This is a genomic window from Nocardia sp. NPDC005745 (assembly GCF_040630775.1).
Taxonomy (GTDB): Bacteria; Actinomycetota; Actinomycetes; order Mycobacteriales; family Mycobacteriaceae; genus Nocardia.
The window spans coordinates 22,393-31,432 of the sequence record NZ_JBEXYF010000052.1; the positions used below are offsets into that span (position 1 = coordinate 22,393).

At 68.4% G+C, this 9,040-nt stretch carries 7 protein-coding genes and 1 pseudogene; 4 read left to right on the top strand and 4 right to left on the bottom strand.

Annotated elements, in window-relative coordinates; translation table 11 throughout:
- Nucleotides 1-146: 146 nt before the first annotated feature.
- Both ABZ420_RS33845 and ABZ420_RS33850 read left to right on the top strand, forming a co-directional pair.
- Complete coding sequence (locus ABZ420_RS33845; RefSeq protein WP_357131625.1) at nt 147-1,751, top strand: alpha-(1->6)-mannopyranosyltransferase A; 1,605 nt, start codon at nt 147-149, stop codon at nt 1,749-1,751.
- Nucleotides 1,748-2,770: a phytoene/squalene synthase family protein gene (locus ABZ420_RS33850; protein WP_357131599.1), complete on the top strand. Its 1,023-nt coding sequence runs from the start codon at nt 1,748-1,750 to the stop codon at nt 2,768-2,770. Before ABZ420_RS33845 ends, ABZ420_RS33850 begins: the two co-directional genes overlap by 4 nt.
- Before the next feature lie 333 nt (nt 2,771-3,103).
- Here ABZ420_RS33850 and ABZ420_RS33855 read toward each other — a convergent pair whose 3' ends face one another.
- Complete coding sequence (locus tag ABZ420_RS33855) at nt 3,104-3,472, bottom strand: Rv2175c family DNA-binding protein (protein WP_357131602.1); 369 nt, start codon at nt 3,470-3,472, stop codon at nt 3,104-3,106.
- 130 nt (nt 3,473-3,602) lie between these two features.
- Here ABZ420_RS33855 and pknB point away from each other — a divergent pair, with 130 nt between their 5' ends.
- Nucleotides 3,603-5,564, top strand: a complete 1,962-nt coding sequence (gene pknB, locus ABZ420_RS33860) for a Stk1 family PASTA domain-containing Ser/Thr kinase (protein WP_357131628.1) — start codon at nt 3,603-3,605, stop codon at nt 5,562-5,564.
- 49 nt (nt 5,565-5,613) lie between these two features.
- Here the strand turns inward: pknB and ABZ420_RS33865 are convergent, their stop codons facing one another.
- Nucleotides 5,614-6,999 (bottom strand): class II 3-deoxy-7-phosphoheptulonate synthase, encoded by a 1,386-nt coding sequence (locus ABZ420_RS33865; protein WP_357131605.1) that lies wholly within the window; start codon nt 6,997-6,999, stop codon nt 5,614-5,616.
- 154 nt (nt 7,000-7,153) lie between these two features.
- The gene (locus ABZ420_RS33870) at nt 7,154-7,408 is read right to left on the bottom strand and encodes an HNH endonuclease signature motif containing protein (protein ID WP_357131608.1); all 255 of its coding nucleotides are present in this window, start codon (nt 7,406-7,408) and stop codon (nt 7,154-7,156) included.
- Between the two features lie 336 nt (nt 7,409-7,744).
- On the opposite strand from ABZ420_RS33870, the gene ABZ420_RS33875 reads away from it, so the two are divergent.
- A complete protein-coding gene (locus ABZ420_RS33875) occupies nt 7,745-8,245 on the top strand; it encodes a polyadenylate-specific 3'-exoribonuclease AS (protein ID WP_357131611.1) in 501 nt (166 codons plus the stop codon).
- Nucleotides 8,246-8,314: 69 nt separating this feature from the next.
- On the opposite strand, the pseudogene ABZ420_RS33880 reads toward ABZ420_RS33875, so the two are convergent.
- Nucleotides 8,315-9,040, bottom strand: a pseudogene (locus tag ABZ420_RS33880) (cytochrome b); the annotation flags it as partial.

A 9,040-nucleotide genomic window follows, 5' to 3' on the forward strand; every position in this document is an offset into this window, starting at 1 on the left:
GACCGCCGACCACTCGGGGGGACCGACACCAGATGGCATCCCCCGAAACGCGCACCGCAGAGGCCGCCTCCGCCGGTGACATCCGTCCCTCGTCGCCCGCCTCCGCACGTCGTGAATCGGCCACCGATCGCGGTTTCCTGTGGTGGATGCGCACCTGCGCCGACTTCGCCAGAAGCCCGGAGGGCCATGCCGCCCTGCTCGGTTTCTTCGGCGCGATCATGATCATGTTCGGCGGTTTCGGCGCGGGCAGCGTGCGCAAGCGCGACCCGCTACTCGAGGCCGTGCACCTGTCCTGGCTGCGGTTCGGGCACGGTTACGCGCTGTCGACCATCTGCATCTGGATCGGCGTGCTGCTCATGATCACCGCCTGGGTCCGCCTCGGGCGCGCCACGATCGGCACCGGCGACCGGACCGGCGCCGAGGTGACGCTCAACGAGCTGCGCGCCATCGTCGGCATCTGGATCGCGCCGCTGCTGTTCGCCGTGCCGATGTTCAGCCGCGACGCCTACTCCTACCTCGCCCAGGGCGCGCTGCTGCGCGACGGCTTCGACCCCTACCAGGTCGGCCCGGTCGCGAATCCCGGTGTGCTGCTGGACAACGTCAGTCCGGTGTGGACCACGACCACCGCGCCCTACGGCCCGGTCTTCCTGCTGCTCGGTCGCGCGATCACCGCCGTGACCGGCGACAACGTGGTGGCGGGCACCATCGCGATGCGGCTGGTCATGCTGCCCGGCCTGGCGCTGATGATGTGGGCGGTGCCGTATCTGACCAAGCACCTCGGCGGCAAACCGACCGTCGCGCTGTGGCTGGCTGTGCTCAACCCGCTGGTGCTGATCCACCTGATCGGCGGCGTGCACAACGAGATGCTGATGGTCGGGCTGATGTGCGCGGGCATCGCACTGGTGCTGGAGCGTCACCACGTGGCGGGCATCGTTGTCGTCGCGATCGGCGTGGCCATCAAGGCGACCGCGGGCGTCGCGCTGCCGTTCCTGGTCTGGATCTGGATGCTGCACGAACGCGAACGCCGCGCCGCCCAGCGGGTCGGGCGCGATCCGGCGCACCTGCCCGCCAGCGAGCAACCCGGCGACGCCGCGGAGCCGACGGAGGACATGCCGCATCCCGCGCTGATGTTCGGCAAGATCGCCGGGCTCGGGCTGAGCGTGTTCGCGGTCGTGTTCGTCGCCGCCTCGGCCATCGCCGGCGTCGGCATCGGCTGGCTGACCGCGTTGTCCGGGTCGAAGAAGATCATCAACTGGCTCTCGCTGCCGACCGTGATGGCGCACGCGATCACCTGGATAACCCCGCTGCGGCTGGAATCGGTGCTCGAGGTGACCCGCGCGATGTGCGCGCTGGCCTTGGTCGCCGTGCTCGCCCTGACCTGGTGGCGCTTCCGGCACAGCGAGCGCGAGGCGGTGCTGGGCATCTTGATCGCGTTCGTCGCGATCGTCATCCTCTCGCCCGCCGCGCTGCCCTGGTACTACTCGTGGCCGCTGGCGCTGGCCGCCGGGTTCGCGCTGTCCACCACGACGCTGATGGCGCTGGTCGGCGTATGCACCTGGTTGATGCTGGTCTTCCAGCCGGACGGTTCGATCGGCCTGTACAACTTCTGGCACGTCGTCGCCGCCACCTTCGCCGCGAGCGTCGCGGCGCTGTCGCTGCGCACGGTGGACCCGCTGCGCCTGCGCACCACGCCGCCGAGCACGGTCACGGCCACGCCCGGCGAGGCCACCGCTTCGCCCGCCGCCCGATGACCGAAGGCCGGCTACCCAGTTCCGCCCTGCTCCCGCTCGCCTACCGCGAGTGCAGGCAGATCGCCGCCACGCACGGCCGCACCTATTTCCTGGCCACCCGGCTGCTCTCGGCCGAGCGACGGCCCGCCGTGCACGCGCTGTACGCGTTCGCGCGCATGGTGGACGACGTCGTCGACCGCACGGGCCATCCCACCGCCGCGAACGACAGCGACCCGGTCACCGAACTCGACCGAATCGAGCGGGACCTGCGGGCCGCGCTGGGATCGCACACCGGCGAGGCCCGCGGCGACGCGCTGCTGCCTTCCGGCCAGAACCCGGAGCCCGAACGAAGCGGGGAAGCGGGCCTACGGCCGCGCGCCCTCGTGCTCGCCGCCGTCACCCACACCATCCACCGCTACGGCATCGCGGCACAGCACTTCTGGACGTTCCTGGACTCCATGCGCATGGACGCGCCCGGCACCCCGTCCTTCCGTAACCGCTACGCCACCATGGCCGAGTTGCGCGACTACATGCGCGGCTCCGCGGCCGCGATCGGATTGCAGCTGCTGCCCGTGCTCGGCACGGTCGTCCCGGTGCCGCAGGCCGAACCCGCCGCCGCTGCTCTGGGCGAGGCGTTCCAGCTCACCAACTTCCTGCGCGACGTCGCGGAGGATCTCGACCGCGACCGGGTCTACCTGCCCGCCGATGCCCTCACCGCGTTCGGTGTCGACGACGATCTGCTGTTCGAATGCCGGCGCACCGGCCGCACCGATCCGCGCGTCCGCCGTGCCCTCGCCCACCTCATCGCGGTCAACCGGGATCTCTATCGCCGCGCCGAAACCGGCATCGACCTGCTCGAACCCCGCGTACGCCCCGCCATCCGCACCGCGGCCACCCTCTACTCCGACATCCTGCACCAAATCGAACGCAGCGACTACGCCGTCTTCGACCACCGTGCAGCGGTGCCCCGCCACCACCGCCTGCGCGTAGCCGCCGCCGAATTCACCACCGCCACCCTCCGCAGCCGCCTGGACCGCTGAGCACCCTCCCGGCACCGCGCATCCATAGGAATCTCGGCAGCCGACATCTCGGCAGCGCGAACCGCCGAATTTTCACTCCGCGCCACAGACGCCGAGCAGCACGGCGCACCCGCATCCATGCGCCCCGAACAGCCGCCACTCGCGACGAAGGTCATGAGTAGGCCGAGACCTCCGACCACCCCACAACGGCGAACTTCGAGGCAGCACCCTCCCTGCTACCGCAACCACACCAGTTCAACCACCGGTTTCGAGCGAAGCGAGACCGAGCATGCGCCGTTCGCGAGCCATGAAGGGGCCGCGAACACCCAGCGCCGCAGGCGCTGGAAAAACAACTCAGAACGGGTCCGCGGCCGCCCGGCGCAGGACTTCGCGGGCCAGGGAGCCGTGCAGGGCGTCGATCGGTTTGCCGGGCAGGCTCTCGTCTTCGGTGAAGATCCACTCCAGGATCTCCTCGTCGGTGTACTTGGCGTCGCGCATCACGGTGATCAGGCCGGGCAGCGGCTTCACGACCGCGCCGGTGTCGTCGAAGAACCGTTCGGGGACGCCCGCGACGCCGTTTCTGCGGAGGGCGAGCAACTGGTGATCGCGCAGCATCTGGTGCACCCGGGTCACCACCAGCCCGAGTCGGTCGGCCACCTCCGGCAGCGGCACGAGGGCCACCGACTGCGGAAGGACGTCGTCACTGCAGGGAAATGCACTCACCCGGATAACGGTAGACGGTGACCTGCCGCACGTCGTGAGACACCCGGGGTGGTGGGAGTCGATACCATCGTGGGGGCCGCACGGAGCGGCAAACTTTGTGAAAGCCGGAGGACTTCTCTTGATCGGCCAGATGCTGGAAGGGCGCTATCGGATCGATGCGCCGATCGCCCGCGGCGGAATGTCGATGGTCTTCCGCGGGGTCGACACCCGCCTGGACCGGCCGGTCGCCATCAAGGTGATGGATCCGAAGTTCGCGGGCGACCCGCAGTTCCTGTCCCGATTCGAGTTCGAGGCGCGCGCGGTCGCCAAACTCAAGCATCCATCGCTGGTCGCGGTGTACGACCAGGGCATCGACGGCGACCATCCCTTCTTGATCATGGAGCTGGTCGAGGGCGGCACGCTGCGCGAGCTGCTGCGCGAACGCGGCCCGATGCCGCCGCACGCCGTGCGCGCCGTCGCCGAACCGGTCCTGGCGGCGATCGGCGTCGCACACTCCGCGGGGCTGGTGCACCGCGACATCAAGCCGGAGAACGTGCTGATCTCCGACGCGGGCGAGGTGAAGATCGCCGACTTCGGCTTGGTGCGGGCGGTGGCCGCGGCGAACACCACGTCGGCCAGCGTCATCCTCGGCACCGCCGCTTACCTGTCGCCCGAGCAGGTAACCAGCGGCTCCGCCGACTCCCGCAGCGACGTCTACTCCTTCGGCGTGCTGATCTTCGAAATGCTCACCGGCCGTGTGCCGTTCACCGGCGACACCTCGATCTCGGTGGCCTATCAGCGCATCGAGAACGATGTGCCGAGCCCGAGCGGATTCATCTCCGGGGTGCCGCCGGAGTTCGACGAGCTGGTGGCCAAGGCCACCGCGCGCGACCCAGCGCACCGGTTCGCCGACGCGAACGAGATGGCGGCCGCGCTGCGGCAGATCGGCACCGCGCTGCGCCTGCCTCCCTATCGGGTGCCCGCACCCCAGGAGTCCGCCGAGCATCTCAGTGCCGGCTACCGCGCCGTCGCGCCGGATCACGACGACCGGCCGGATTTCGCGGGCGCGTCGGCCCACGACCCCCATGCGCCGCAACCGGTGCAGCACACCAAAGTGGTCACCGCCCAGCGGCCCCGCGTCGACTACAGCCCCCCTGCGGACTACGACCGGCCCCAACCGGCGCGTCAAGCCCACCCCGCGCCGCCGTACGCGCCGCCCTACGCCGACGAGCTCAACCGCTCCCGGCGCACCGTGTGGATATGGGTGGCCATCGTCGCGACACTCACGCTGCTGGTCGGCATCGGGGGCTGGTGGCTGGGTGTCGGCCGGTATTCGGCGGTGCCGCCGATCGCCGGGCTGGACACCGACAAGGCGGTCGCCACGCTGCAGAACGCCGGGTTCGAGACCGAGATCCGACAGAGGGCGTCGGACACGATTCCGGTCGGCGGCGTGGTCGGCAGTGACCCGTCGGCCGGTTCCAAGCTCACCAAGGGTTCCACGGTCGCCGTCCTGGTCTCCAACGGCAAGCCCAAGGTGCCCGACGTCAAAGCGGGTGACCAGGTGTCGAAGGTCAATCAGTTGATCCGCGACTACGGGCTGCAACCGGTCGACGCGGGCGAAGAGTCCAACGCCGCCCCTAAGGGAACAGTCGCCCGGGTGGAACCGCGGCCCGGCACCGTGCTGCCCTTGGGCGCGCAGGTGAAGGTCTACCGCAGCAAGGGATCGCAGCCGGTCAAGGTCCCCGACGTCCGCGGCAAGCCGACCGACGAGGCCACCAAGATCCTCAGTGCCGCCGGAATCGCGATCCGCGAGACCAAACCCCAGTTCGACCGCGGCATCGAGGCGGACAAGGCCATCGGCACCCAGCCGGGGGCGGGCGCCACCATTCAATCCGGCGACGGCGTCGTCCTGCTGATCTCCAATGCCCTGAAGATGCCCGACGTCCGCGGATGGACCGTGGCCAACGCCCGCGCCAAGCTGGAAAGCCTCGGCTTGCAGGTCGAGGTCAAACAATTGGCCCGAGCCGATAGTTCTCTGGTGGTCTCGCAAACTCCGGCCATCGGAGTCAACCTCGAGGCGGGCGACACCGTCACCATCGTGGCGCTTCCCTGACCGGAAGCGAGCGAGCGTGCGAAATCCGGCCGCTGACGCGGCTCGGATCTCAGCGCAGCATCTCGGCGACGAGGAACGCCAGCTCCAGCGACTGCTGGGTGTTCAGCCGGGGGTCGCAGGCGGTCTCGTAGCGGCCGGACAGATCGAGGTCGGAGATGTCCTGGGCGCCGCCGAGGCATTCGGTGACGTCCTCGCCGGTGAGTTCGATATGCATGCCGCCGGGGTGCGTGCCGAGCGCATGGTGCACTTCGAAGAAGCCCTGCACCTCGTCGACGATGCGGTCGAAGTGACGGGTCTTGAAGCCGGTGGACGCCTCGTGCGTGTTGCCGTGCATCGGGTCGCACTGCCAGATCACCTGGTGGCCGGTGGCCTGGACCTTTTCGATGATGGGCGGCAGCACGTCACGGACCTTGCTGTGGCCCATGCGCGAGACGATGGTCAGGCGGCCCGGCTCGTTGTTCGGGTCCAGCCGCTCCACGTATTCCACGGCCTGCTCGGGCGTGGTGGACGGGCCGATCTTCAGGCCGATCGGGTTGGCGACCAGTTCCGCGAACGCGATGTGCGCGCCGTCGAGCTGGCGGGTGCGCTCACCGATCCAGAGGAAGTGCGCCGACAGGTCGTAGAGCACCGGCTCGCCGATCGCGTTGTGACTCAGGCGCAGCATCGCGCGCTCGTAGTCCAGCACGAGCGCCTCGTGGCTGGCGTAGATGCGGGCCGCTTTCAGGCTCGGATCGGTGACCCGGCACGCGGTCATGAACGCCAGGCCGCGATCGATCTCCTCGGCCAGTGCCTCGTAACGCGCACCGGCGGGCGACTTGGCCACGAAGTCGCGGTTCCAGTCGTGCACCTTGTGCAGATCGGCCATGCCCGCGCCGGTGAGCGCGCGCACGAGGTTCATCGCCGCGCTGGCGTTGGCGTAGGCCCGGACCAGGCGGGAGGGGTCGTGCTCGCGCAGCGCCGCGTCGGCGGCCAGCGCGTTCACCATGTCGCCACGGTAGGACTTGAGGCCGAGCGCATCGGTGTCCGACGAGCGCGGTTTGGCGTATTGGCCCGCGATCCGCGCGACCTTCACCACCGGCAGGCTCGCACCGTAGGTGAGCACGACCGCCATCTGCAGCAGGGTGCGGATGTTGCCGCGGATATGCGGCTCGGTGTTGTCGGCGAACGTCTCCGCGCAGTCGCCGCCCTGCATGAGGAACGCCTCACCGCGGGCGACTTCGGCCAGCTGAGCGCGCAGCTCCTCCACCTCGGCGGGCACGCAGATCGGCGGCACGCTCTCGAGTACGGTGCGCATCTGAGCCGCCTGCTCCGGATCCCAGGACGGCTGCTGCAGCGCAGGTCGCGCCAGCGCGTCGTCCAGCCGCCTGCGCAGCTCGGCGGGCAGCGGCGGCAGTTCCGGCAGGCGATCGATGGGTACGTCGACGGTCCAGTTCACCAGTCCAGAATACGGACCGCCGCCCCCGCGCAGGAACCCAGTCCCAGGGCTGGAATCGCCCCACCTGAGGTGAATGGCTTGTACCCGGTGGGTGCCGGCCGCCGGGGGAACCCCTTGGATGCAGCTCGAATTCACTACCGATTGGATGCCGCGTCTACGGCCTCGTCGCATTATCGTCTTCGGCAGCACCGCAGAGTTCGAGGATTTCTTTCGCCCAGGCGACCAGATCTCGCACTTTCTGCCCTGTCGGCTGACGCCTGAGCCACAACTCCAGGTTCTCCGGCCGGTTGTCCAACTTATCACCGTTGATATGGTGAACATTCTCTCCCGGACGGAGCTTTCTGCCCAGTTCAGCCTCCATAACAAGCCGGTGCTCCAATTCCCAGCCCCCTTCCGGAAGACGGATCATCAAATATCCATACGAAGATATCCGCCGCCCATCGTGTGAGCTTTTGCGACGCCGTCCGGGCGACCCCCGTCCCGGGGCGGCATCGACACTCCCCCAACGCCGAACCTTATGGATGTGCGCTCGACAGATTCCATGCTTCATAACACCTGGCCTAGAACAGCTTTCGATGCCACAGCGCGGAAGCACCCGCACGGGTCCTGCTCATAATGTTTGCCACACACGCCTCGTGCTCGTACCTGACGCGTGCAACCTTCTACACTGCATACGAGAACGCTGGCCATTCCACCCCCGTGTTGCCGAATTACTGCCAGCGAAGATATCAGAGAGGCTTGGTGCTTGAAGTATTTTTATGACTGCGAATTCATCGAGGACGGTGTGACCATCGATTTGGTCTCCATCGGCGTCGTCTGCGAGGACGGCAGGGAGTACTACGCGGTGTCCACCGAATTCGATGCCGGACGTGCGGGTCCCTGGGTGCGCAAATTCGTTTTGCCCCAGCTGCCGTCGCCTTCCTCTCCGTTGTGGCGCAGTCGCGCCCGGATCCGGGACGAGCTGTACGCGTTCCTGGTGCCGCGGCCGACGGTGCAACCGGAGCTGTGGGCCTGGGTGTCCGCCTACGACCACGTCGCCCTGTGCCAGCTGTGGGGCTCCATGGTCGACCTGCCCAACACGCTGCCGCGCTATACCAACGAATTGCGCCAGCACTGGGAGTCGCACGGCCGTCCCGAACTCCCGCCGATCCCGCCGGACGCGCACGACGCGCTGGCCGACGCCCGGCACAACCTCGCCAAGTTCGAAGCCATCGAGGCCGCACGCCGCGCGGCGCCACACCTGTGACACCGGCGGTATGACGCAGAACGGCCCCCGAGTCGCATTCGACTCGGGGGCCGTCCGGTGGGGCGGGCGTCAGTGGCCGTGCTTGCCGTTCGCCGCCTCCTGAGCGCGCTGCAGCACCTTCAGCTGCCTGTGCTCTTCCTCGTGCTCGATCTCGAAGTTCCGAGCGCTCTCCTCCTGCGGATCGGGCCGCAGGAAGCTGCCGGTGCCCGGCTTGCCCGCCGAACCCAGCTTGCTCATCTTCTTCGGGACCGGCGCGCCCTGGTACTCCAGCGGAATCGGGTGACCGTGTCCGTCGACCGGGCCGAGCGGCTGATGCACCTCGATGTACTCGCCGTGCGGCAGACGCTTGATCACACCGGTCTCGATGCCGTGCTCGAGCACCGCGCGGTCGCTGCGCTGCAAGCCGAGGCAGAACCGGTACGCGATGTAGTACGCCGCAGGCGGGGCGACGAGCAGGCCGATGCGGCCGATCCACGTGGTCGCGTTCAGCGAGATGTCGAACTTCAGGGCGATGATGTCGTTGACGCACGACAGCGTCAGCACCACGTAGAACGCGATCGCCATCGCGCCGATCGCCGTCCGGACCGGAACGTCACGCGGACGCTGCAGCAGGTTGTGATGGGCACTCTTGTCGCCGGTGAGCCGCTTCTCGATCCAGGGATAGGCGATCAGCACGGTGAACACCAGACCCATGATCAGCGCGACCCAGAACACCGCGGGCACGGTGTAGCGGCCCAGATACAGCTCCCACGGCGGCATCAACCGGGCCATGCCGTCGGTCCACATCATGTAGAA

What these genes read in the sequence shown, in the direction of transcription:
- ABZ420_RS33845 (WP_357131625.1), top strand. Translation starts at nt 147, where the DNA reads ATGCGCACCTGCGCCGACTTCGCCAGAAGCCCGGAGGGCCATGCCGCC.
- ABZ420_RS33850 (WP_357131599.1), top strand. Translation starts at nt 1,748, where the DNA reads ATGACCGAAGGCCGGCTACCCAGTTCCGCCCTGCTCCCGCTCGCCTAC.
- pknB (WP_357131628.1), top strand. Translation starts at nt 3,603, where the DNA reads ATGCTGGAAGGGCGCTATCGGATCGATGCGCCGATCGCCCGCGGCGGA.
- ABZ420_RS33870 (WP_357131608.1), bottom strand. Translation starts at nt 7,408, where the DNA reads ATGATCCGTCTTCCGGAAGGGGGCTGGGAATTGGAGCACCGGCTTGTT.